The sequence below is a fragment of the Vibrio sp. STUT-A16 genome (assembly GCF_026000495.1).
Classification (GTDB): Bacteria; Pseudomonadota; Gammaproteobacteria; order Enterobacterales; family Vibrionaceae; genus Vibrio; species Vibrio diabolicus.
In genome coordinates this window covers 3,265,861-3,287,773 of the sequence record NZ_AP026765.1, presented here as the reverse complement: position 1 = coordinate 3,287,773, position 21,913 = coordinate 3,265,861, and the positions used below count along the sequence as shown (strand labels likewise).

22 protein-coding genes are annotated in these 21,913 nt (G+C 44.6%); 9 read left to right on the top strand and 13 right to left on the bottom strand.

What is annotated here, in order from left to right; genetic code table 11:
* Nucleotides 1-236: 236 nt before the first annotated feature.
* The 5 genes from OO778_RS15565 to OO778_RS15545 all read right to left on the bottom strand — a co-directional run bounded on the left by OO778_RS15565 (nt 237) and on the right by OO778_RS15545 (nt 7,380).
* Nucleotides 237-2,498 carry a tetratricopeptide repeat protein gene (locus OO778_RS15565; RefSeq protein WP_264910309.1) on the bottom strand — a complete coding sequence of 754 codons (2,262 nt, stop codon included), beginning with the start codon at nt 2,496-2,498 and terminating at the stop codon, nt 237-239.
* Between the two features lie 1,117 nt (nt 2,499-3,615).
* The gene (locus OO778_RS15560; RefSeq protein WP_258512551.1) at nt 3,616-4,239 is read right to left on the bottom strand and encodes an inovirus Gp2 family protein; all 624 of its coding nucleotides are present in this window, start codon (nt 4,237-4,239) and stop codon (nt 3,616-3,618) included.
* Between the two features lie 376 nt (nt 4,240-4,615).
* Nucleotides 4,616-4,831, bottom strand: a complete 216-nt coding sequence (locus tag OO778_RS15555) for an AlpA family phage regulatory protein (protein ID WP_104968970.1) — start codon at nt 4,829-4,831, stop codon at nt 4,616-4,618.
* 179 nt (nt 4,832-5,010) lie between these two features.
* Nucleotides 5,011-6,324 carry a site-specific integrase gene (locus OO778_RS15550; protein WP_264910306.1) on the bottom strand — a complete coding sequence of 438 codons (1,314 nt, stop codon included), beginning with the start codon at nt 6,322-6,324 and terminating at the stop codon, nt 5,011-5,013.
* 189 nt (nt 6,325-6,513) lie between these two features.
* Nucleotides 6,514-7,380 carry a YicC/YloC family endoribonuclease gene (locus tag OO778_RS15545; RefSeq protein ID WP_005379378.1) on the bottom strand — a complete coding sequence of 289 codons (867 nt, stop codon included), beginning with the start codon at nt 7,378-7,380 and terminating at the stop codon, nt 6,514-6,516.
* Between the two features lie 184 nt (nt 7,381-7,564).
* On the opposite strand from OO778_RS15545, the gene rph reads away from it, so the two are divergent.
* Together rph and pyrE are read left to right on the top strand one after the other, a co-directional pair.
* Nucleotides 7,565-8,281, top strand: a complete 717-nt coding sequence (gene rph / locus OO778_RS15540; protein WP_046874111.1) for a ribonuclease PH — start codon at nt 7,565-7,567, stop codon at nt 8,279-8,281.
* A 100-nt stretch (nt 8,282-8,381) separates the two neighbouring features.
* Nucleotides 8,382-9,023 carry an orotate phosphoribosyltransferase gene (gene pyrE, locus OO778_RS15535; RefSeq protein ID WP_005395770.1) on the top strand — a complete coding sequence of 214 codons (642 nt, stop codon included), beginning with the start codon at nt 8,382-8,384 and terminating at the stop codon, nt 9,021-9,023.
* An 85-nt stretch (nt 9,024-9,108) separates the two neighbouring features.
* Here pyrE and OO778_RS15530 read toward each other — a convergent pair whose 3' ends face one another.
* The 3 genes from OO778_RS15530 to coaBC all read right to left on the bottom strand — a co-directional run bounded on the left by OO778_RS15530 (nt 9,109) and on the right by coaBC (nt 12,027).
* A complete protein-coding gene (locus tag OO778_RS15530; protein ID WP_012841196.1) occupies nt 9,109-10,059 on the bottom strand; it encodes a Kdo(2)-lipid IV(A) acyltransferase in 951 nt (316 codons plus the stop codon).
* A gap of 6 nt (nt 10,060-10,065) precedes the next feature.
* Nucleotides 10,066-10,656 carry a nucleoid occlusion factor SlmA gene (gene slmA / locus OO778_RS15525; RefSeq protein WP_005395778.1) on the bottom strand — a complete coding sequence of 197 codons (591 nt, stop codon included), beginning with the start codon at nt 10,654-10,656 and terminating at the stop codon, nt 10,066-10,068.
* Between the two features lie 171 nt (nt 10,657-10,827).
* Nucleotides 10,828-12,027 (bottom strand): bifunctional phosphopantothenoylcysteine decarboxylase/phosphopantothenate--cysteine ligase CoaBC, encoded by a 1,200-nt coding sequence (gene coaBC / locus OO778_RS15520; protein WP_074191914.1) that lies wholly within the window; start codon nt 12,025-12,027, stop codon nt 10,828-10,830.
* A 193-nt stretch (nt 12,028-12,220) separates the two neighbouring features.
* Here coaBC and OO778_RS15515 point away from each other — a divergent pair, with 193 nt between their 5' ends.
* From OO778_RS15515 to mutM, 6 genes are all read left to right on the top strand, one after another.
* Nucleotides 12,221-13,894: a methyl-accepting chemotaxis protein gene (locus tag OO778_RS15515; RefSeq protein ID WP_074191915.1), complete on the top strand. Its 1,674-nt coding sequence runs from the start codon at nt 12,221-12,223 to the stop codon at nt 13,892-13,894.
* Nucleotides 13,895-14,008: 114 nt separating this feature from the next.
* Nucleotides 14,009-14,683 carry a DNA repair protein RadC gene (radC, locus tag OO778_RS15510; protein ID WP_046874107.1) on the top strand — a complete coding sequence of 225 codons (675 nt, stop codon included), beginning with the start codon at nt 14,009-14,011 and terminating at the stop codon, nt 14,681-14,683.
* A gap of 302 nt (nt 14,684-14,985) precedes the next feature.
* Nucleotides 14,986-15,222, top strand: a complete 237-nt coding sequence (gene rpmB, locus OO778_RS15505) for a 50S ribosomal protein L28 (protein ID WP_005384783.1) — start codon at nt 14,986-14,988, stop codon at nt 15,220-15,222.
* 13 nt (nt 15,223-15,235) lie between these two features.
* The gene (gene rpmG, locus OO778_RS15500) at nt 15,236-15,406 is read left to right on the top strand and encodes a 50S ribosomal protein L33 (RefSeq protein ID WP_004410866.1); all 171 of its coding nucleotides are present in this window, start codon (nt 15,236-15,238) and stop codon (nt 15,404-15,406) included.
* Nucleotides 15,407-15,681: 275 nt separating this feature from the next.
* Entirely contained in the window at nt 15,682-16,158 is a 477-nt protein-coding gene (locus OO778_RS15495) for a hypothetical protein (RefSeq protein WP_164666573.1), read from the top strand.
* A 102-nt stretch (nt 16,159-16,260) separates the two neighbouring features.
* A complete protein-coding gene (gene mutM / locus OO778_RS15490; RefSeq protein ID WP_074191916.1) occupies nt 16,261-17,070 on the top strand; it encodes a bifunctional DNA-formamidopyrimidine glycosylase/DNA-(apurinic or apyrimidinic site) lyase in 810 nt (269 codons plus the stop codon).
* Nucleotides 17,071-17,088: 18 nt separating this feature from the next.
* Here the strand turns inward: mutM and OO778_RS15485 are convergent, their stop codons facing one another.
* From OO778_RS15485 to OO778_RS15465, 5 genes are read right to left on the bottom strand one after another with little or no spacing between them, the layout of a single operon-like run.
* Nucleotides 17,089-18,012 (bottom strand): glycosyl transferase family 90, encoded by a 924-nt coding sequence (locus OO778_RS15485; RefSeq protein ID WP_074191917.1) that lies wholly within the window; start codon nt 18,010-18,012, stop codon nt 17,089-17,091.
* A complete protein-coding gene (gene coaD / locus OO778_RS15480) occupies nt 18,009-18,488 on the bottom strand; it encodes a pantetheine-phosphate adenylyltransferase (protein WP_074191918.1) in 480 nt (159 codons plus the stop codon). Before coaD ends, OO778_RS15485 begins: the two co-directional genes overlap by 4 nt.
* Nucleotides 18,485-19,516, bottom strand: a complete 1,032-nt coding sequence (locus OO778_RS15475; RefSeq protein ID WP_074191919.1) for a glycosyltransferase family 4 protein — start codon at nt 19,514-19,516, stop codon at nt 18,485-18,487. The genes coaD and OO778_RS15475 overlap by 4 nt, the downstream gene beginning before the upstream one ends.
* A 1-nt stretch (nt 19,517) precedes the next feature.
* Nucleotides 19,518-20,300, bottom strand: coding sequence for a glycosyltransferase family 2 protein (locus OO778_RS15470; RefSeq protein ID WP_104216647.1), 783 nt, complete (start codon nt 20,298-20,300; stop codon nt 19,518-19,520).
* Between the two features lie 35 nt (nt 20,301-20,335).
* Nucleotides 20,336-21,391, bottom strand: a complete 1,056-nt coding sequence (locus OO778_RS15465) for a glycosyltransferase family 9 protein (RefSeq protein ID WP_258614024.1) — start codon at nt 21,389-21,391, stop codon at nt 20,336-20,338.
* Between the two features lie 107 nt (nt 21,392-21,498).
* Between OO778_RS15465 and OO778_RS15460 the strand changes: the two genes are divergently transcribed.
* On the top strand, nt 21,499-21,906 hold the full coding sequence (locus tag OO778_RS15460; protein WP_258614025.1) for a diacylglycerol kinase: 408 nt from the start codon (nt 21,499-21,501) through the stop codon (nt 21,904-21,906).
* Nucleotides 21,907-21,913: the final 7 nt, after the last annotated feature.

Sequence of the window (21,913 nt, the reverse complement as noted above, 5' to 3'; positions counted from 1 at the left end):
AACCTGACAGGTCAAATAATAATGAAGGCCAAATCGTGTTGAGTTGTATTATATCGGATAACTTTTTGTAGGGTAAAATGAACGACACAGATCTTGTAGAGTATTTGATCTAGCTGATTTTGGGGCAGAGGTGTGTTTGCCATAGCCAGTTAAATAACCCCTGACAAACGCTCTGATAGAGGAAACGTTGCAAACTGTATTATCTTCTGACTCTATAAACCTAATTTATGGGCATTCTAATCAGAGCTGGGGGTTAGCTCTGATGCAACTAATGAATCTACCCAATGGCTTCGAGCTTGCTCGTACATATCACAGATCACCTGCTCGGTAACGAGGAGAGATACCTCCTCGGCCTTTGCGAGTGTTTTCTCGATGTGCTTCATATCGCTACGTTGCTGCGCATGGGCATTTAAGATATGGCAATACATTACCAATTGGCCGCGGTAGAACCCACTGCGCTGCCACAATGCTAACCCCTCCTCCGCTCGCTCAATGGCTTGTTGATACTCACACTTAAGCAAGTGCTTACGGGCAAGGCCATTTAGACAATCGGTGTAGGAGTGGTGCAGATCATTTTGCGCTGCGATTGCCTTGGTTTGGCGTAGCAATTCAATCGACTCATCGATCTGGCCTAGGTACTCCATCGCTGTACTCATTGATAGATTGATGTAGATGGTTTCAGCGGTATTATCCAACGCTTTGGCGATTACCAGTGCTTCTTGATAATCTTGATAGCTCTTTTGGAAATACTCGCTGTCTTGAGTTTCTAACCCTAACGAAAGGTAGCAAAGCCCACGTTGCGTCATGGCGCGGCAGCGGATCATTTCAAGGTGAGAACGGTGCGCCTCTTCAATGAGGGGATCGATGATGGTAAGGGCTTTTGACGTCTGGCCATGTTGCCTTAGCGTCATAGCAATCTGCACCTTCGCCTCCCCAATTGTCTCTGGAGAGCTGCCGATAGCGGCAAGGTCTTCAAACACGGATAGCGCCTCATCCATACGACACTGCTGTTGGTACAGCTTACCGCTCAGGTGCAGGAAGTCCTCTCGGTCTTTCTCCGAGATCTGCGCACTTTCAAGGTAGTGCTGGGCTTCGATGAAGTTTTTGTAGCCTAGCTGAGCCTCACCATTGATGTCGTTGATCTGGTCGGCATAATAGTAAAATAGGCACGTCAGTGCGGTGTTTTTTGATTCATCAGACTGATGGTCGAGCAAGGCCCGCTTCATCAATGGATTGATCGAAAATGCCTGTCCGGGCAAGGTCTGGATAAACGAGTGCTGAGTCAACCTATCCAGTTCGGTAGCTGGGTATCCGGTATTGTATTGCCGGATCATATATTGAAAAAGTTGGCTATCGAAGTGCCGACAGTTTGCCAGTACTTTCAGGGTTGCACTCTCCGCTCGGTCTAGGTAGCGGATAAATCTATCTAAGATCTCTCTCTGAGTCTTGCCCTGAAAATCATCCGGCGTTGGGGTTCGTAATAGAGTGAACTTAATTTTTTGATAGGTATCAACAGAGACATCAAGGTAAAAGGGAACCCCCTTGCTGTTCTCGACGATAACATCAACGATTTCAGAATCTTGGATATCACAGCTTTCCAAAAAATAGCGCGCATCGTTTTCAGAGAGTGACTCGAGGATGTGCGAATCCAACACCTCTGCCCAATCGGACTGGTACTCTGACCATCTCAGCTTGTCTCGACCAGCAATCACAAACAGCACGTTGGGATGATGGGTAATCCACTCACGCACCCACTCATCGACTGAAAAAAAGTGCCCCTCACGATAAGCGTTGTCCCACATTGCCTCGTATGAGTCGATAAAGACACACAGCTTTTGTGCATCATCCTTATCTAACGCAGCATTCAAGTCTTCAGCCAGCATCATAGGCAGGCGCTCTGCGATTTGCTGTGGAGTTAGACTTGGTAGCTCTGTGAAGATACGGCTGCCCGCCGAACTCCACCAGCGCTCTAGGACGTTCACGCCTTTTTTGCCCAATACGGCTAGCTTAGTCACTACGCTAGCAACTGGTAGCGCCTCTAGCGTCTCGACCATGGCTTGAGCGATGTCCGTCATCAGATCAGAGGTTTGCAGATATTCTAGGCTAGGGTCGTTGATGGTGATATCGGGGTTTACCTTTTGCAGATAGATCAGGTAGGCAAAATCAAAGGAGCGAAAGCTCGGCTTGGGCTTAAACTGTTGGGCTAAGGTTTGGCGCAATGAGCGGAGGCAAAAAGCGCAATCTTGATAAGCGGGGTCTTCCATGTCGATACGTACATGGCACCAGTCACTGGTTAGAGATTCACTTTTCGAGAGCTCTTTAAGCAATCGAGATTTGCCAATACCGCCAAAACCATAAAAATTAATGACGCTATGCTCAGTGGAGTCAAAGTTATGGATTGCCTTTCTGAATGTCTCCCTCGGAAGCTCTCGGTCGGTGAAGATGCGTTGAGCCTTAATTGGGGCACTATTGAATGTGTGTTTAGGTTTAAGAGCCATCGAATTCCTTTCTCGACTATGCCGGTACGTTTAGGGAGGATATCGCCTTGGACAAATGTGTGCCCTAGACCCTGCCCCAATCATAAATGATTCTTGCGGGAAGTCATGGTTGGCTAGAATATATCAACTAAACATTTGATCTGAATCGATTTGGGCGGCAGCTATGTATTATTACCCCACGTTGTCTAGAATGATGTTTACTGCGGGGTATCGCTCGACTTTATAAGTGAAAAACTACCATCCTTATTTTCGGTCCATATGATTTCGTCACCTTGCTACCAATTGAGATCCTTTAGATAATCGTCAGAGATCTCGAAGTAGTGCTCGCCTTGCTCGGTTACTTTTATCGGTACTCTCATAGGTTGACCTTTTCTTAAACAAGTATTCGACAATCAGCACTATAGAATCATAATGAAAACTAAGTCAAATGATGCATATTAGGCTTGACGTAAACAATAGGTTTCAGCACGGAATGGGGCAAAAACGAGTCAGACATAACAACTGTAAACATCAAAAATGATCAAACTATATTAGCTTTTGACAAACTTTATTCACTTAGATCAAACACTATTATCCGGTTACACTATTCATTCGTTTCCACTGTCGCTGGTGGCACGGGGTATCAGATTGGTGCGAATAACAATGCTATTGAATGCCACTTAAACAGGCTTGTTTTATGGTGCAAGTAAAATAAAAATGGTCACAAAGTTGTTTAATTTTTGCTCAAGAATGGAAGGGCAACCCCCTTGTTTTTCCAAGGTTGCCGCAATTTGATTAATCATGGCGATATTATTAGCTTATCGCTCTGGGGCTGGCATTGTCATATCGCTAGTACGCAGCCACCAGCCGAAATCAAAGATGTTCATATCTATCACTTCGTTATAAAAACTGAAATCCTGATTGAAAAGTGACACAAAGTGGAGAAGGGAGCGCGGTTTTGTGATTTGGTTTTGGCACTTCTCAATTGGTTGATGTCGTGATGTGCGCATTACACTGTTTATGCAAATATCCGAATCTATAAGGGAATGACATCAGTGTCTAAGCCTGAAGTTGATTTATTGACCAATATTTTCCGTCATAAAGATCACAAAAAGATCGCATTGTGTGCTGCTTGTGCTTACAAATGAGAGAGTGATGATTTTGGCTTTATCGAGCTGCAACCGAATCGACGCACTCCAACAGGAACCTTCTCCTTAGAGGCGTATTTGTATGCATAGCTTGCTCTCATACGGGCGGCTCTGAGTATACGGCCACTCCCTGTCCGTTTAACTTTAAACAGATTTCGCTTAGGGGCATATATGTAATAAAAAGGGCTAATATCCTTGCATGCCTGTTTAGCTAGCTGGGTTATTTGGTAAGATTTTTGGCATACGTGTCCATCAATCATAATGGCAATATGATAGTGCTGATTTGTACCGTCTTTCCCTTCTTCCCGCGCCCATGCGTAGCCAAATCGATCACCTCTAATTTTATAGTGCTTGATACAGAGCGTCTTGAGTCTCGCTATAAACTTCGATAGATGTTTGTTGTGGGGGAGTTGAGTCGTTTGGTGGAATTGGATTAAAACGATGGTTATCCGAGAGTGATAAGTAAAGAGATTATCCAATTGGTTGTAGGCTTGATGAAGAGCTTTAATATCAATCCCTTCAGGATAATAGAATACAGGCTGTTGCATGCCTTTGTAGTTGTAGTAGGCGACATGCTTATAGTACGGATGTATAACTAGATCTTTATCAGACATGAACACTATATAATTATATTAATAACCCACCTTCGTCATACTAAAATGTTAGGCGTGAATTGGGCTTGTTAGCGGTTTTTTGAAAAGAACTAGTACCAAATAGTGTCAATTTAGGACATATGAGGACACGTTCAATAAAAGAAAAAGGGCTCGAAAGCCCTTTATGTAAGTTGACGATGTCTAGGAAAATAGCATGCTTATGTCTTGCTCGAACCATCCACGGATATACCCTTTTGGGGTTCTTAGTGGTGGTTTTATCTCCTGACGCTCTACCATTCGATGAATTGTACGTTCACTGACTGCTAATCTTTCGGCTAGCTCTCGTTTAGATACAATTCTGATTGAATTAGCTGAAACCGTTGCAGCAAAATCATAATTACTCATGATCTGCACCTCTGCTTTCAATCCAATTCATAATCTCTGATAGTCGCCAACCTACAGAGTGTGAACCGCAAAGCTTTACTCGCTTTGGAAAAAGTCCACGTTTTTCTAAACGCCACGCTTGTGTCCGCGAGATTGAGGTCAGAGCTTTTCTTTCCTCTTCTCTAATAATGCGGTCAAACCCTGCGGTTAGGTTGCTACTTGTAATCATGGGGGGTTACCTCGTGCTTACAGTAGCGTTTCAGTTTGGTGGGGAAACTGATTTGTTGGATGTTACAGAAAGTTTCCGTATGTTCCAATGGGGGCATCCTAACGCTTCCCCTTGTAAATTGCTCAACGTTGAGCTTTTAATTTGTGATCTTGATCACCAATAAAATTTGTGTGTTTAGCCTATGCAATCTGTTCAATTGTCGGCTTTTGCGAACTATCTAAAAAGTCGTCACCAACGTTTTTTATCACGCCATTGGTTGTAGCTGGTGGCGTGGGTTTTAAAAATGGCTCAAGAAAGTTGGCAAGTTTATTTAAAGCTTCTCTACGCTCATCTAAATAATGGTATCGGTCATAAATCCCTACAACGCCTTGTATCTTGTGGTTTAGACAGCGTTCAGCCACTTGCTCACTGACTCCAAGCTGAGAAAGTAAGCTTCTGCATGTTCTGCGTAAGTCATGAACAGTAAAGGGCTCTATATCAGGCATCAGGTTCGAATAAGCTGTTTTCTTACTACTAGGGTCTATTCCCATCAGCGTTTGAAGGGCATGGTTAAGAGTGTCATCAGAGATATATCCTCGCTTGCTCTTCTTTCGTGCAGGAAACACGTACTCGGAACCGCCGGCTCGGTATTTAAGTTCTTCAAGCCATGACACAGCAACATCTGGGATAGGGATAGATACTTTTTGCACCTGAGCATTCCTCCGTTGTTTATTTGGAATGCAATGCCAGATTCTCCCTAATAAATCGATGTCTTCCCATTTGGCGCTAATTAATTCCCCTTTGCGACAACCAAAACAGAGTAACAGGCAACAAGCAAGATAGTTGTCCCTTGTAAATGAAGGGCTCTGGCTGCGCATAACCCTAAAGGCATAGTTGATTTCATCGACTCTTAGGCAGCGATTTCTGCTTACTTCTGTGCCACCAGCATCTTTAGGAGAAAAGGCTTGTGCTGGATTAAAGGTTGTAAGGTTCAGTTTAATAGCATGATTAAACAACTGTTTTAAAAACAGTAATACTTTGTTCGCAATGCTATTTCTGCCTGACTCGACAATACGCTCAATGATTAATCGGATGTGTTGTGGCGTTACATCGCTGATAGTCATAACCCCGATATGCTGCTTGACCTCTTTTCTATAGTATCGTTCAGGGATATGCGGGTGCTTTAGTTGCTTAACAGCGAAAGCTTGATACCAGTCCTCATAGAGAGCATCTACATTGTGAATCGCTTTAAACTCACCTTTCTTCCTTTCGGATTTAGGATCGATACCGAGTTTTGTTTTTTGACGAATATCTAGGGCTTGTCGTTTTGCTTCGCTGATAGACAGAGAAGGGTAGATTTGAGGTAAGGCGATCTGAGCCCTTTTGCCAGCGATTATATATTTTACAACCCAAGACGGCTTTTTCCTTGCGATACGGAAATAGAGCCCATCACCAAGGCCAAGCATGGTGTCTTCGCCTGTTCTTATTAGGGCATCAAGTTGTTTATTGTTCATGTTCTAATTTCTTTGCTGTCTTTATCATTGGGAAATGATGACACAGGTGTTTTTGTCATCATATGTGTCATCAGTTCGCATGATACTAGAGAAAACACAGTGAAACAAATAGGAACAATGGATATTAAAAAACCACCATAATCAGTGGCTTATATTGATGTTTGGGACGTTATGAAACAGGTAGAAATACTATTCTATATTCTGGATCTGCTCACGCATCTGTTCAATCAGAACTTTCAGTTCAACGCCCGATGCGGTGATGTCCGTGCTGATAGATTTCGACGCTAGCGTGTTCGATTCACGGTTGAACTCTTGCATCATGAAGTCCAGACGACGACCCACTGCGCCACCTTTTTTCAGAATGTTTGTGGTTTCTTTTACGTGAGAGTCCAAGCGATCGAGCTCTTCAGCAACATCCGATTTTTGCGCTAGCAAAATCAACTCTTGCTCGATACGAGACGGATCCAGTTCCACTTTAGCGTCTTCGAACTTCGAGAATAGTCGCTCACGTTGCCATTCTAAAATTTCTGGCATGCGTGCGCGCACTTTCACAACTTCTGATGTGATCGCTTCTAGGCGTTGCTCAATCAGCGCCTTCATGTTCTCGCCTTCACGAGCGCGCGCTTCAATAAATTCATCCATTGCGCCATCAAACGCTTCTAGTAGCACTTTATTTACCGCATCCATGTCTTGCTCTGGCGTTTCCATTACCCCCGGCCATTGCATGACTTGAAATGGATTGATTCGGCTCAGTTCACCAGTCATGTGCATGACTTGTTCAGCGGCTTTAATTACCTGGCTAGCAAGCGCTTCATTGATGCTAAGCTCACCTTTTGCGGCAGGGTTTGCTTCAAAACGCAGATTACATTCCACTTTGCCTCGCGCTAAGCGCTTGCGAAAACGCTCGCGTAAAACGGGCTCTAATCCGCGAAATTGTTCTGGCATGCGGAAGTATGTTTCTAAATAACGCTGGTTCACGCTGCGGATTTCCCATACCGCAGAACCCCAGTCGCCTTTTACTTCTTTGCGTGCATACGCTGTCATACTGTAAATCATCGAATTTTCCTGTCTTCATTTTTTGAAAATTACTTCAAGAGTGTATCACGCTGCGTCGATAGGTGCGCGGGATGTATGGATTGTTTATGTTGTGCCAGCGGCGTAACCTATGAATCCGGAATCGATTCCGTTATAATCTTCGCCCAACCAAATCGTCTTCTCCTCATATTTAAGGTAGATGCCCATGCGTCCAAACGATCGCAAGGCGGATCAAGTTCGCCCTATCAAAATTACTCGTAACTACACAGCTTACGCTGAAGGGTCAGTGCTAGTTGAGTTCGGTAACACCAAAGTGTTGTGTAATGCGACCGTCGAAGAATCTGTGCCACGTTGGCTAAAAGGTCAAGGTAAAGGCTGGGTTACAGCTGAATACGGCATGCTACCTCGAGCAACACATTCTCGTACTCGTCGTGAAGCAGCAAGTGGCAAACAAGGCGGCCGTACGATGGAAATTCAGCGTCTTATTGCACGAAGCCTACGTGCTGTTGTCGATCTAAAAGCCATGGGTGAGTTCATGATCACCGTTGACTGTGACGTTATCCAAGCTGACGGTGGTACGCGTACTGCATCTATCAGCGGCGCAAGTGTCGCAATGGCCGATGCGTTCCAACACCTAGTGGATAGCGGTAAGCTAAAAGCGAATCCAATGAAAGGCCACGTAGCGGCAGTTTCAGTTGGTTTGCTAGGCGATGATGTTCTGTGTGACCTTGAGTACGTTGAAGATTCAGCGGCAGACACAGACATGAACGTTGTAATGACAGAAGAAGGTAAGATGATTGAAATTCAGGGCACCGCAGAAGGTGAACCGTTCAGTCACGAACAGCTGATGGCATTGCTCGAGTCGGCGAAAATCGGCATTACGGAAATTGTCGCAGCGCAGAAGGCAGCGTTAGAAAATTAATGATTTATTTAAATAGCTTCCCCGAAAGGAAGCTATTTTTTTGCATATTACTAGGTCCTAGGACCTGATCCCCACACGAAAAGAAAATTGAGAGAAATCCATGAAAGCATACCAGCGTGAGTTTATTGAGTTTGCACTTGAGAAAGAAGTTCTTAAGTTTGGTGAGTTTACTTTGAAATCTGGCCGTAAAAGCCCGTACTTCTTTAACGCTGGTCTTTTCAATACTGGTCGTGATCTCGCACGTCTAGGCCGTTTTTACGCAGCAGCGCTTGCAGATTCAGGCATTGAGTTTGATGTGCTGTTTGGCCCGGCGTACAAAGGTATCCCAATTGCGACGACAACAGCAGTCGCGCTGGCGGATCACCACGATATCGACACGCCTTACTGCTTCAACCGTAAAGAAGCGAAAGATCACGGCGAAGGCGGTAACCTTGTAGGCTCTGCGCTTGAAGGTCGAATCATGCTAGTGGATGACGTAATCACAGCAGGTACTGCGATTCGTGAATCGATGGAAATCATTCAAGCAAATGGCGCAGACCTTGCTGGTGTACTGGTTGCTATCGACCGCCAAGAGAAGGGCAAGGGCGAGCTTTCTGCGATTCAAGAAGTTGAGCGTGACTTTGGTTGTGCCGTGATTTCAATTGTAAGTTTGGGTGATCTTGTGACTTACTTAGAAGAGAAAGGTGACGCTGCTGAGCACTTGGAAGCAGTTAAAGCCTATCGCTCGGAATACGGCATTTAATTTGTTATTTTTTCTGAAAAAGTAAAAAGGGCAGATGGATATCCATCTGCCCTTTTTTTGTTTTTGGATTTATCGCCTTGACGACTTACTTATAGCGAATGCCTTTCTCGACATGCTCATCTTGCATGGTTTTGTAGCGTTTATGGAGCCACATCCATTGCTCTGGAGCGCGCAGAATGACCTCTTCCACATACTTGTTCATATAAGCGGCAGCGGCGACTTCGTCTTTTTGTGGATAGTCGGCTTCAATGCACTTATCGGCGATGATGTCGTATTTCCCTTCACCATTGCGAAACCCTGAGCCTGGGATGATCGCACATTTTGAGGTATACGCCAGAATGCTTGTACCAGTTGTCGTACACGCATCGTCTACGGCAAAGAAGGGCACAAATACAGATTTTTTGCGACCGTAATCGTGATCCGGCAGATAGAACAGACGCTCACCACTGCGTAATACACGAATCATCTTTTTCACATCTTTACGATCAATCAGTTTATTACCGTTATGTGTCCGTCCCCAATACTGGATAAAGTTATAAGCAGGATTATTATGCGGACGAAACGCGCCGTACCCGGCCACGCCTAACACGGCGAAAGCACGCGCAGTGATCTCTAGATTAAGAGCGTGGACACAACAAAGTAGGACGCCTTTACCTTCTTTGGCTTTTTCACGCAGTGCGCCGAGATCTTTCTCGACGATAAGTTTTTTAAAGCGCCAAGTCGGCCAGAACCAAGTGATTCCGGTTTCTATGAGTGCCATACCGGTATTTTTGAAGTTCTCTTCAACAATATGTTGAATCTCTTCAGGTGTTTTGTCTGGAAAGGCCAATTCTAAGTTACGTTGAGCAACGTGGACACGCTTTTTACCGTAGCGCATGCCAAGTTTACCGAGTGAACGACCTAATGAAAGCAGCAGCCGATAAGGAAGAATATTGACGAGGATGGCCAACAGACCAAACCCAAGCCATACGCCCCAGTTACGAGGGTGAAGAAGTGAAAGAGAAAACTCGGGCTGCGTGTATTTGTCTTTACTCATAGTCTTTTACTTTATTTGTGCACTCAAAAGCGCCCAGTACTCGTCAAAGTTTGCAGTCGGCTGGTATTTAAAGTCGCTACGCACAAAGCGGTTTAGGCTACCCTCAACTTGTCCCAGAATTTGCGCGGCTAGGATGCGCTCTTCGACAGGGAAAGACTTCCCTTCACGAATCTTACGTTCACGCAGGATCTGGCGCAATTGTGTTTCTATGCGCTCAAAGAGTTGATTGATGCGTTCACGTAGGCGTTCATTTTCAAACATTAGAGCATGGCCCGACAAAATGCGTGTCAGACCAGGGTTACGTTCAGAGAACGCCAAAATAAGGTGCATCACCATACGAATACGCTCTAGTGTATCTTTTTCGTCGTCTAGAATACGGTTGATACGTGTCATCAAGGCTTCTTCAATGAACTCAATCAACCCTTCGAACATGCGCGCTTTACTTGGGAAATGACGATACAGCGCGGCTTCTGAAACGCCGACTTGCTTGGCCAGTTTTGCCGTAGTAATGCGTGAAGCGCCTTCTGTTGATTCAAGCATTTCTGCTAATGCTTGTAAGATCTCTTCACGACGGTTGGATTTTTTACTGCCGGCCATTAGTTACTTCCTTTCAAAATACAAAGTTGAGCGGAGGGGATTATAAGACGCTATTTCGCCTCAAACTAGACCACTAAGGGTGGAATGGGAGATTTAACACCCTTAGTTGTCATGTTTGTACCAAATTTATGCCAGCTTTTGTGAAAAGTTGGCAGGGTTTTCAAACGTTAGTTACATCAATTGATGCATTTTTTCGAGAATTTTAAAGCTCAATGCTTCTTTTGATTCTAAATCGAGCGCAAGTTCACCCTCAGGCCAGTACAGGGTAATCGCGTTATCGTTGCTGTTAAATCCTTGCCCTGCAACCGAAACGTCGTTTGCACAGATCATATCGAGGTTTTTCTTTGTTAACTTGCCTCGAGCATAGGTCTCTACATCATTGGTTTCAGCCGCAAAACCGACGGTAAACGGACGCTTCTCCGTCATTGCTGCTACAGAAGCAACAATATCAGGATTTTTGACCATATTAATGACCATTTCGTCGTTGTCTTCTGTCTTTTTCAACTTTTGAGACGCGATCGTTTGTGGGCGGTAGTCGGCAACAGCAGCGCAGCTAATAAACGCATCATGCTTGTTTGCGTGTGTCATAACGGCTTCGTGCATCTCTTGTGCACTGGAAACATTAATGCGCTCAACACCTACGGGCGTATTTAAACTGACAGGACCGCTCACGAGGGTGACTTTTGCTCCCATCTGCGCTGCGGCACTCGCCAATGCATAGCCCATTTTCCCGGAGCTATGATTCGTAATGTAACGCACTGGGTCAATCGCTTCGCGAGTTGGGCCAGCGGTGATGAGTATCGACTTACCTTCTAGCAATTTTGGTTGAAAGAACTGTTCACATAGATGCACTAGCTGCATTGGTTCCAGCATTCGACCTGGTCCCACATCACCACAGGCTTGCTCTCCTGCCGCAGGACCCCAGATGTGCATACCGCGACGCACTAATGTTGCGATGTTCTCTTGGGTTGCGATATTGCGATACATCTGTTGATTCATCGCAGGAGAAACAGCAACAGGGGAATCCGTCGCGAGCACGAGCGTGGTAAGCAAATCGTTCCCCATACCTGCAGACATGCGCGCGATTAAGTCCGCGGTCGCTGGCGCTAGTAGTACTAAATCTGCCCATTTGGCCAATTCAATATGGCCCATAGATGCTTCCGCTGCTGGGTCTAATAAACTGTCTGAGACAGGACGGCCCGAAACGGCTTGCATGGTTAAAGGGGTAATGAACTCTTTTGCTGCTCTCGTCATTACAACTTGAACTTGCGCTCCTCTCTCTATGAGGCGACGGCTTAGCTCCGCACATTTATACGCGGCAATACCGCCACTGATGCCGAGTAGAATTTTCTTTCCTGCTAGTGTTTGCATGTGAGATCTCCAATTTGATGACCGGATTTTAACACAATTCAAAGTCTGACCGCCCGAGCATATATAACGAGAAGATAATTCACATCAAACTCCAGAGTATTAATCTGACCGAGGAAGGGAAAATTCGCGCCTACCTCACAGACAAGTTGCGCGGAGTTTGCAAGTCTGAAAAGAAAAAGAGGTAGTGGAAACCATGGTGTTGAAAAGTCGAAACAAATTGCTGCTGATAACCCTAATTCCGTTGTTGTTGATCACCACGTTGATCTCAGTGGTGTATTACATCAACAGCAGTAAAAGTTTGGAAGCGGAGCTAGCAAGAGACAGGCAAGAGCTCATCGAAACGAAAAAGAAAGAGTTACAAGCCTACATGATGATGGGCGTGACGGCGATAAAACCGCTATACGACACGGATGTAAATGGAAGTAATAAAGAGGCAGCAAAAGAAATTCTGAAAGCCATGCGCTTTGAAAGCGATGGTTACTTTTTTGCCTACGACTCTCAAGGTGTGAATACGTTACATGCCATCAAACCTTCTTTAGAGGGTAAAAACCTTTACGACTTAAAAGATGAAAATGGGGTCGCAGTTATCGCGGGCTTGATTGATGCTTCTCAAAAAGGGGATGGGTTCCTCTATTTCTCGTGGCACAAACCGACCATTGACGCACAAGCGCCTAAGCTAGGCTATGCAGAATATTTATCGAAATGGGACTGGGTTTTAGGCACTGGTGTTTATATTGATGACATCGACCAGCAAGTTGCGATGCACAGAGAGTTAAAGACTCAAGAACTAAAAGAGCATACGTTATCTGCCGTGTTGATTTCCGTTGTTGGGTTGATCATTACCAGTGTTCTCACCAGTATCGTGGTGTCGAAAGGCATTCAGCCATTACAACATGTCGCGGCGTCATTGAAAGATGTAGCCGCAGGCGGCGGTGACTTAACGGCTCGTTTAAAAGTCGAAAGTCAGGATGAAGTCGGTGAAGTGGCGGCCGCGTTTAATGAGTTTATGGATAAGCTGCACCCACTGATGCAGGATATCCACCGCTCTGCGACGACAGTACAGACCGTTTCTCAAAGCCTGAACACTCAGACCAGCCAAGCGAGCGGTCAAATGCAGGATCACTGTTTAGAGACGGACAAAGTCGTGACGGCAGTGACGCAAATGAGCATGACAGCCAAAGAAGTAGCCAGCAATACCAATGCGACAGCACAGGCGATTGAGGATGCCAACAGTCAAGTTACCGAAGCTCAGCGTGAAGTGGAACAAGCAATTGAAGGCATTACCGAGCTAGTGAGGGAGATAGACAGTACGTCAGATGCAATTTCTGAGTTGAGTTTACAAACCGAAAAAATAACCAAAGTGCTGGATGTGATTGGCGAGATAGCCGAGCAAACGAATTTGTTGGCCCTAAATGCGGCGATTGAAGCGGCTAGAGCCGGTGAGCAAGGCCGAGGGTTTGCCGTCGTTGCGGATGAAGTTCGCTCGCTAGCCAGTCGTACGCAAAATAGTACTCATGAAATTGGTGACATGCTTAAGCAGCTACAAAATGGTGTATCAAGAGCGGTCAGTACGATGTCGGTGAGCCAAAAACGAGGTGTAAAAACGGCGGAAGAATCGGCGCTCATTCAGCAATCTCTTTCTAGTGTTCATCATGCTATCGGAACAATTCGAGATATGGGTATTCAAACCGCGTCTGCTGCCGAAGAGCAAAGTGCGGTTGCAGAAGACATCAACCAAAACTTAGTGGCTATTCAACAGATCGTGAACAACATTAATGAGACGTTGCAGCATGCCGAGTCAATCAGCACGCAGCTATCACAATCTGGAACAGAAATTCACGGCTTGGTTGGCAACTTTAAACTCTGATGAACTGTTAAGTTGCATGGAAAGCACTGATGGTACGAAGAAAGCGAAAGTCATACTCGACTTTCGCTTTTTGTTTTGTGGAATAGGGGCACTTTCCATATAAAGAGACATCAGATGATACTGAAAGCTATGCCAACTGAGTCCATGCCCAGAGAGAAGCTTCTGCAACGAGGATCGCAAGCATTAACCGATGCTGAGCTACTGGCTATTTTCTTGCGCACGGGCACCCACGGAATGAACGTAATTGAACTTGCAGACTTCCTTATTCAAGACTTTGGTTCGCTAAGACAACTATTTTCAGCATCAGAGCAAGAGTTTTGTCGTCATAAAGGGTTGGGACAAGCCAAGTATGTTCAGTTGCAAGCGGTACTAGAAATGACGCAGCGCTATTTAGCGGAAACGCTAAAGCGTGGTGACGCCTTAACCAGCCCCGACCAAACTAAGTTATATCTTTCTTCTATTTTAAGGGATCGGCAAAGAGAGGCTTTTTATATTCTTTTTCTCGATAACCAGCACCGAGTGATAAAAGATGAAATTTTATTTGAAGGAACGTTGGATGCCGCGTCGGTTTATCCGAGAGAAGTCGTCAAGCGTGCTCTGCATCATAATGCGGCGGCTTTGATTTTAGCGCACAATCATCCTTCAGGCGTTGCTGAGCCAAGCCAAGCTGACAGAAGGATTACAAGGCGTCTCACCGACGCATTAGCATTGGTGGATATTCGTATTTTGGACCATTTCGTCATCGGAGATGGGGAAAGTGTCTCTTTTGCTGAAAGAGGTTGGATATAACTGTGCGTTTTTTAGGTTGTTAGTTGCTAAAAATCTGCTATCATCCACGCCACTAAATTTTTAACTGAATTCAGCTTGGACTGCTAAAAAAATCTGCTGTCTAAAAAAAGATCACGAAAACCTGTAAAAAGGATCTGTTCGGGTCTTGAGCAATGCATATCAAGTTAGTATAATGCGCGACCTTTGATAGCCTTGTATGGATTTTCCATAGCGGTTCTTAACCTCTAACTTCTTTTCGAGAGATAGAGAGGTTCGGCCACCAAGGTTGATATCGAGCTGAAACGATTTTGGAGAAGACATTCATGTCACGAGTATGCCAAGTAACTGGTAAGCGTCCAGTAACGGGTAACAACCGTTCACACGCACGAAATGCTACTAAGCGTCGTTTTCTGCCGAACCTACAAACTCATCGTTTCTGGGTAGAGAGCGAAAAACGTTTTGTTAAACTACGTCTATCTGCTAAAGGTATGCGCATCATCGACAAGAAAGGTATTGATACTGTTCTTGCAGACATGCGTGCACGTGGCGAAAACGTTTAAGAGGAAATAAGCAATGGCAAAGAAAGGCGTTCGTGAGAAAATCCGTCTAGTATCTTCTGCAGGTACAGGCCACTTCTACACAACTGATAAGAACAAGCGTAACATGCCAGGCAAATTTGAGATCAAAAAGTTTGATCCAGTAGTTCGCCAGCACGTTATGTACAAAGAAGCAAAAATCAAATAATTGGTTTCAGTCTCTTTGATGAATTGAAAAACCCAACTTTCGAGTTGGGTTTTTTATTACCTAAAGAAAAGTGCTGAAGAAAAGTGTTCAGTACGTCATCGGATTATAAAGCACTGCTGAAGTCATTTTACTGGTCCGACTCTATACTTGAATTTTTGATTGTTCGCTCTCTGTCGCCTAGTCACCACTTCTCTACACACTTGCACACCGTTGTTCTAGTCAAGATCAATAGTCTTTGGTAGTTTACTCATAACTATAAGAGAGTAGAGATGGTTATGCGTGTGAGTCCGGCTCGTCGCCGCCGATGGAACAATATTCTTATTCTGGGCATTATCGCGTTTATAGTGATCTTAAATGCGCCGATGTGGATCAAAACTTACCTATTAACAGACCAAGCAGACCCTTACCCAAATGTACTTCGCTCCGACTATACGGTTGAGTCTTTGTACTATAGTGGCTGGGAGTTCGAACTGCATGATGGACGATGGCAATCTAACGTCAAAGTCGATGCACCGATCAGTGAACTTGTATCACGCTGGCAATCATTGGAAGGGACCGAGCTTACCTCGGAACAGTTCGATCATTTAAAACCTAACCTGACGATACCTGAAACGGTAGAAGTTTGGTATCAGGATCTCGAAGAGCCGCAGCGGGTAACTTTCTTTCGTTTACCTGATTTTTGGCTATTTAAAACCTGGCAAGACAAATGGGTCGCTATCTCCGTCGATGAAAACTACCTTATGCCAGAGTAAAGCCTTTTTGCGTCTATACCCCTAATAAGCTTCCCTATTTATCGTTTTTCTTTTCGATTATGCTAGCAGCGAGAACTATTAGCCGGTGAATTGGAGAATCTAATGCCTGAGTTGCCAGAAGTTGAAGTCAGTCGTATGGGAATTAGCCCCCACATGGTTGGACAAACGATCCAGTCGTTTACTTTTCGAACGCCTAAATTGCGCTGGGATATTCCTATAGAGCTTAAAAAATTGGAAGGGCAGGTGATCCGTACGATTAGCCGTCGTGCGAAATACTTACTGATCGAGACAAACACAGGTACAGCCATTGTTCACTTAGGCATGTCTGGGTCTTTACGTGTCCTAGATGCCGACTTTCCGCCAGCAAAGCACGATCATGTGGATCTCAAACTAAGTAGTGGAAAAATACTACGTTATAACGATCCGCGTCGTTTTGGGGCATGGTTGTGGTGTGCTCCTGGCGAGTCACATGCTGTACTAGCAAACATGGGGCCTGAGCCTTTAACTGAAGAGTTCAACGCGGAATATGTAGCGGAGAAAGCTAAAAATAAGCGTGTTGCCGTCAAGCAGTTCATCATGGACAACAAAGTCGTGGTTGGTGTCGGGAACATCTACGCGAATGAATCGTTGTTTAAATCTCGAATTCACCCTTCAAGGCCCGCAGGTAAACTGACTTCTCAAGAGTGGGGATTACTTGTTGAAAATATCAAAATGACACTTGAGATTGCCATTACGCAAGGTGGGACTACGCTGAAAGACTTTGCGCAAGCTGATGGAAAGCCGGGTTACTTTGCACAAGAGTTATTAGTTTACGGAAAAGCCGGAGAGCCATGCCCAGAATGCGGCGAACGACTTCAAGAGCTAAAAATAGGGCAGCGTAATACCTTCTTTTGTGGTGAGTGTCAGAAGTGAAATATGGATTAGGGCAAATTACATTTGCCCTGATTTTTCAAAGTACTTCTTTGCCACTAATAGAGAGATTAATTTTTCTCGCTGAGGGTTTTTAAACTGTTCTACCCATTCGTGCGCATTATGGATGATGGCTTCTGCCTCTTCAGGATGAGCGATGTAGTATTCCATTTTCTCTATCAAATCAGAGTAATCGGCTTTCACCTCTACATAGTGAACACCTGCTTGCAAGCGGCCTTCCATAAACCAAGTCTCATACCTAGGCTTGGACATTATTACCAGTGAGTTTGAAGACATCGCCCACTTGAGGTTAGTCGCAACATCATTGCCTTCGATGGCGAGCAAAAACTTGTAATTAAGCTGTTCTTCAATCGACATAAATCCTTTTTCCCAAGGATCGCCGTTGACTGGCTGTGTCTGACCAATGTTACATTGAGGGTGGTTATAGAACTGCTCAATCACTTTTTTACGGTGTGGCTGGTATCCAACACCACGCCAAGCCGCCATGTTTTTCTTGCTTCTAAATGACTGTTTATCAGTAACAAACTGGAAGTGACGAATCTCATTTAACTTTAGTAAGACGGAGTTTTGATTGTCTTCCCCAATCGGTCGACTTTTAAGAAAGCATGGGTATTCTGGTACATAACGAATATCACCGTTCAAAAACTGGAAAAAGTATTGAGCTGGGAAGGACTTAACTACTTTGTGTAGGTCGAAGTAGTATGTTGTACCGCCTGTCTTTTTGTAGCCGCCAACACGTGTCGACTCGTTTTCAGGAAGTTCAAATGACTCGTTAACCTTGTTGTAGTAGTCTACTCGCTCTTGGATATAGGAATCCATCGGGTATTTATCGATAAGACGACGAGCTGATTTACTTCTAATGGAGTTAGGTACTAAGACTTGCAGACTATTTGAAGCGTAATACTTAAATTTTCTGAAACTCATTGTGCTACCTTTGTATTGATAGCGATATAAACACATTCAGGTACAAATTGCTTCACATCTCCACCATGAATGGCAACTTCACGAACAATAGTGGAAGAAAGGAAGGCGTATTCGTCGGCTGGAGTAAGGAACACGCTTTCCATTCCTGGCAACAGTTTGCGATACATGCTGGTAAGGCCGAACTCGTATTCAAAGTCTACCGTTGTTCTCAGGCCGCGTACCAATACGTTTGCTTCTTGCTCTCTGGCAAAATCAACAAGTAGACCACTAAAACCGGCTGTCGATACATTACTTAAATGTGCTGTTGATTCTTCAACCAGTTTTACGCGTTCTTCTAGGCTAAAAAGCGTATTTTTAGAAGGGCTTGCCGCGACACCAATAACAATTTGATCAAACATGTCTGCGGCACGAGTGATGATATCAAGGTGACCATTTGTGATTGGATCGAAAGTACCTGGGTATATGACTTTTTTCATCGTAAAACTGTCTCGTAAATGTCTACGTATTGATTAGCAGTGTAGTTGATATCAAACAATTTCAATTTCTCTTGCCCTTGAGCAATGAAGTGTTGCTTCAATTCATCATCTTGGGAAACCTTTACTATTGCATCTGCCAGTTCTTGTGAATTACCTGGCTCAACCAGTAATCCATTTGAGTTGTGGTCGATGATGTCAGGAATGCCTCCTGCGTTGGTACCAATAATAGGTAAACCAGAGCCCATACCTTCCAAAATGACAGAACCAAGCCCTTCGGTATACGATGGGTGTACTTGTAAGTCTGCCGCTGCAAACCAATCACCCATGTTGTTCTGTTTACCTTCAAAGCTAATGTTAGTTAGACCTTCTGCTTGTGCTTCAAGCGTTTGTCGCTCTGGACCATCGCCCAATAAACAGATGTGAACAGAGGGCGCAATGTCTTTTAGTAGCCTTGCCGCTTCGATAGTGACATTGAAGCCTTTATGTTTGAGCATGTTTGCGGCATGAATCACCAAAAACTTACCCGCAAAGCGCTCTCTTAGGGCTTTAACTGCTTGTTTATCTACAGAGTATACCACTGGGGAGCTTGGTATTTTGTAAGTGGTAGACGTTGGGTAAGCGTCTTTGACTCTCTGAACAATGGCTGTGCTTAAGCCAACTACAGCACTCGCTTTCGTGTAGGCTAAATTTGCCAGCCACTTTTTCTTTAGAGGGTTATCTATACGGCGCGTGACGATATAAGGCTTACCATAAAGCATGTGCTGAATGAGAGCCCAATAAATTGCGCGTCCTTCATGAACATGAATGATTGAACACTTTTGAGTTACAGCTTTAGAGTGTGCCTTGGTAAAGTGAGTCGCCAGCACTAGCTTAACGTTCAGTTTACGGATGGCATCGGCAAAAGGGCTTTTAGGGTTAGCGACTACCGTAAGGTTATAACCCAATTTGACTTGTTGCTGGATGAGTTGAAGGGTTTGGTTTTCTCCTCCATGGTAGCCAGAAGCCAAATTAACATGGCAAATATTCATATTATTGCTCTTTATTGTGTTTTTTCACGTAGTCACGCAGCCACAGATCGGCATAACGGGTAAAAGTGGTGTTTGCGCTTAACACGGCTAGCAAAAATCCGTGTCGTCCATCTAAGAAGCCACGCTTGATGATATACATTTTAAAGAATCGAAAAAAACCGTGCGTAAATGCACTAAGTAGAGAAGCGTTTTTTTTTCCTTCTCTTTGGTCAGCCCAAGACTGCATATACAATTGAGTCTTGCGGGTATATTCACCTAGCCTTTCGTAGGTAAAGTGCTTGAGACGCCCGTTCAATGACACGATGTTAAATCCATTTGGAATGACCACGCTTTCGTGCACCAATGCATCGTTGTATTGAGTTTGTGAAGTTTTATACAAACGGACTACCCAGTCAGGAGACCAGCCAGAGTGACGAATTTCTTTGGCAAAGGCAGTGGTTAGACGATTAACTTGGTAGACGTTTTTGTCTTTGTGCTGACTGATAGCATTCAGTATGTCTTGACGCAGTTCGTCAGTTACGCGCTCATCAGCATCTAGCCATAGAACGAAATCGGACTCGATATAAGTTTGAGCAAGTTGGCGCTGTTTACCGAATCCTGGCCAATCTAGGTTGGTGTAAAACTTATCTGTGTATTGTCGGGCGATTTCTTCGGTGCGATCGGTGCTGCCCGAGTCTAGAAGGACAATCTCATCGACCCAATCTTTTACTGTGTCTAGACAAGCTTGTAAGTGCTTCTCTTCATTTTTTACAATTAAGGCAACGGCTAAGGTTGGTTTGGACAAGGTCATTTCCTTCTTAACAAATCAAGACAGTAAGTTTACTGGTATTGAGGATACAAATCTTCTAAGACTTGATCGAACATGCTCATTACTTGAGTGCTGGTAATGCGGTTCATTGCCGTTTCATCTTTAGCGCGAGTTCGCCAGCTTAACTCGTGACTGTTTTTACCTGTTTCCGCAAAGATCGTTTCTTCATACACTGAGACAACGTATTTTAGATAACGGTAAGGTCCCACTCGCAGCGGATTATGGTGTGCATAGAGCCCGATGATTGGCGTTTTCATGGCATTCGCCATGTGTGCTGGTCCGGTATCGGGGGCGATGACCATTTCAACCTTATCTATTAACGCAAGCATTTGCAGAATTGAACTTTGTCCAACTAAATTTAGACACGGTTCTTCCAAGCGAGATTGAATGGCTTCAGCCAGATCCAGTTCTACCTGAGCTGGGCTACCTGCCAGAATCACGTTCCAGCCTTTAGCTCTGGCGTGATGAATCACATCCACATAACCTTCCGCGTTCCAGTTTTTATAAGCTTTGCTCGCACCAGGCACAATCAGCAGGTTAGGTTTATTACGAGATATATGAGACTCTGCCCAAGTTTGGTCGTGATCTGAATAAGAAAGTACCCAGTCCAGTTCTGCCTTTGGTACCCCAATTTGATGGGCAAAGGCCATTAAGCCATCTGCGACATGCAGAGATTGCGGGGAAGGCACTTTGACATTGGTAAATAACGTCTGAAAATCTTGGCTTCTATCAGAAGAGAAACCAAGTTTGTATTTTGCTTTAATGCCCAACGTCGCGACACTCGCTCGAATCGCGTACTGCATATGCAATAGCGCATCAAACTCTCTGCCTTTCAGCTGTCGCCAAAGCGATTTGTAGCCATCGAGCCCCGCTTTTTTATCAAAAACAATCACTTCTACGCCATCAATGGCGGTTAATAACTGGGCTTCAAGTTTACCCGTTATCCAAGTAATCTGGGTCGAAGGCCAGTGTTTCTGAATAGCTTGAACGGTGGCGATGGTATTGCAAACGTCTCCAATAGCGGACAAACGCAAGATGCATAATGACGATGGGGCAGAAGTGAACATAATTATTGTCTGATTCGATGAATAGAGGCAGGTAAATTATGCAGACATCCCTAATAAATGTAAAATACACGGCTCGAATATAGCTAAGTACTGATAAGTGTTCTGCAATGTCAAAGATAACACCGCATCAATCGCAAGAATCTGGCAAACCGGGTAATACCGGGCTAAAGCGCATCGTTAAAGCAACGGGTTATTCGATCCAAGGATTAAAAGCGGCTTTTAAGCATGAAGCTGCCATTCGACAAGAGTTGGCTCTGTTGAGTATCGCTGTGATTTTGGCTTGGCTAGTGGATGTCGGCATGGTTGAGCGTATCTTAATGATCGGGGTCGTGGTGTTAGTCTTGATTGTAGAGCTTGTAAATTCAGCTATTGAGGCTGTGGTTGATCGTATCGGTATTGAGCGGCATGAACTCAGTGGTCGAGCTAAAGACATAGGCTCTGCTGCCGTTATGGTTGCATTGGTGTTCGCCGGATTTACTTGGTTGTATATATTAGCCTGCCGATATTTAGGCTAGGGGGTAA

Coding starts and splice junctions, on each gene's coding strand:
- OO778_RS15565 (WP_264910309.1), bottom strand. CDS start 2,498: ATGGCTCTTAAACCTAAACACACATTCAATAGTGCCCCAATTAAGGCT.
- OO778_RS15560 (WP_258512551.1), bottom strand. CDS start 4,239: ATGTCTGATAAAGATCTAGTTATACATCCGTACTATAAGCATGTCGCC.
- OO778_RS15555 (WP_104968970.1), bottom strand. CDS start 4,831: ATGATTACAAGTAGCAACCTAACCGCAGGGTTTGACCGCATTATTAGA.
- OO778_RS15550 (WP_264910306.1), bottom strand. CDS start 6,324: ATGAACAATAAACAACTTGATGCCCTAATAAGAACAGGCGAAGACACC.
- OO778_RS15545 (WP_005379378.1), bottom strand. CDS start 7,380: ATGATTTACAGTATGACAGCGTATGCACGCAAAGAAGTAAAAGGCGAC.
- rph (WP_046874111.1), top strand. CDS start 7,565: ATGCGTCCAAACGATCGCAAGGCGGATCAAGTTCGCCCTATCAAAATT.
- pyrE (WP_005395770.1), top strand. CDS start 8,382: ATGAAAGCATACCAGCGTGAGTTTATTGAGTTTGCACTTGAGAAAGAA.
- OO778_RS15530 (WP_012841196.1), bottom strand. CDS start 10,059: ATGAGTAAAGACAAATACACGCAGCCCGAGTTTTCTCTTTCACTTCTT.
- slmA (WP_005395778.1), bottom strand. CDS start 10,656: ATGGCCGGCAGTAAAAAATCCAACCGTCGTGAAGAGATCTTACAAGCA.
- coaBC (WP_074191914.1), bottom strand. CDS start 12,027: ATGCAAACACTAGCAGGAAAGAAAATTCTACTCGGCATCAGTGGCGGT.
- OO778_RS15515 (WP_074191915.1), top strand. CDS start 12,221: ATGGTGTTGAAAAGTCGAAACAAATTGCTGCTGATAACCCTAATTCCG.
- radC (WP_046874107.1), top strand. CDS start 14,009: ATGATACTGAAAGCTATGCCAACTGAGTCCATGCCCAGAGAGAAGCTT.
- rpmB (WP_005384783.1), top strand. CDS start 14,986: ATGTCACGAGTATGCCAAGTAACTGGTAAGCGTCCAGTAACGGGTAAC.
- rpmG (WP_004410866.1), top strand. CDS start 15,236: ATGGCAAAGAAAGGCGTTCGTGAGAAAATCCGTCTAGTATCTTCTGCA.
- OO778_RS15495 (WP_164666573.1), top strand. CDS start 15,682: ATGCGTGTGAGTCCGGCTCGTCGCCGCCGATGGAACAATATTCTTATT.
- mutM (WP_074191916.1), top strand. CDS start 16,261: ATGCCTGAGTTGCCAGAAGTTGAAGTCAGTCGTATGGGAATTAGCCCC.
- OO778_RS15485 (WP_074191917.1), bottom strand. CDS start 18,012: ATGAGTTTCAGAAAATTTAAGTATTACGCTTCAAATAGTCTGCAAGTC.
- coaD (WP_074191918.1), bottom strand. CDS start 18,488: ATGAAAAAAGTCATATACCCAGGTACTTTCGATCCAATCACAAATGGT.
- OO778_RS15475 (WP_074191919.1), bottom strand. CDS start 19,516: ATGAATATTTGCCATGTTAATTTGGCTTCTGGCTACCATGGAGGAGAA.
- OO778_RS15465 (WP_258614024.1), bottom strand. CDS start 21,391: ATGTTCACTTCTGCCCCATCGTCATTATGCATCTTGCGTTTGTCCGCT.
- OO778_RS15460 (WP_258614025.1), top strand. CDS start 21,499: ATGTCAAAGATAACACCGCATCAATCGCAAGAATCTGGCAAACCGGGT.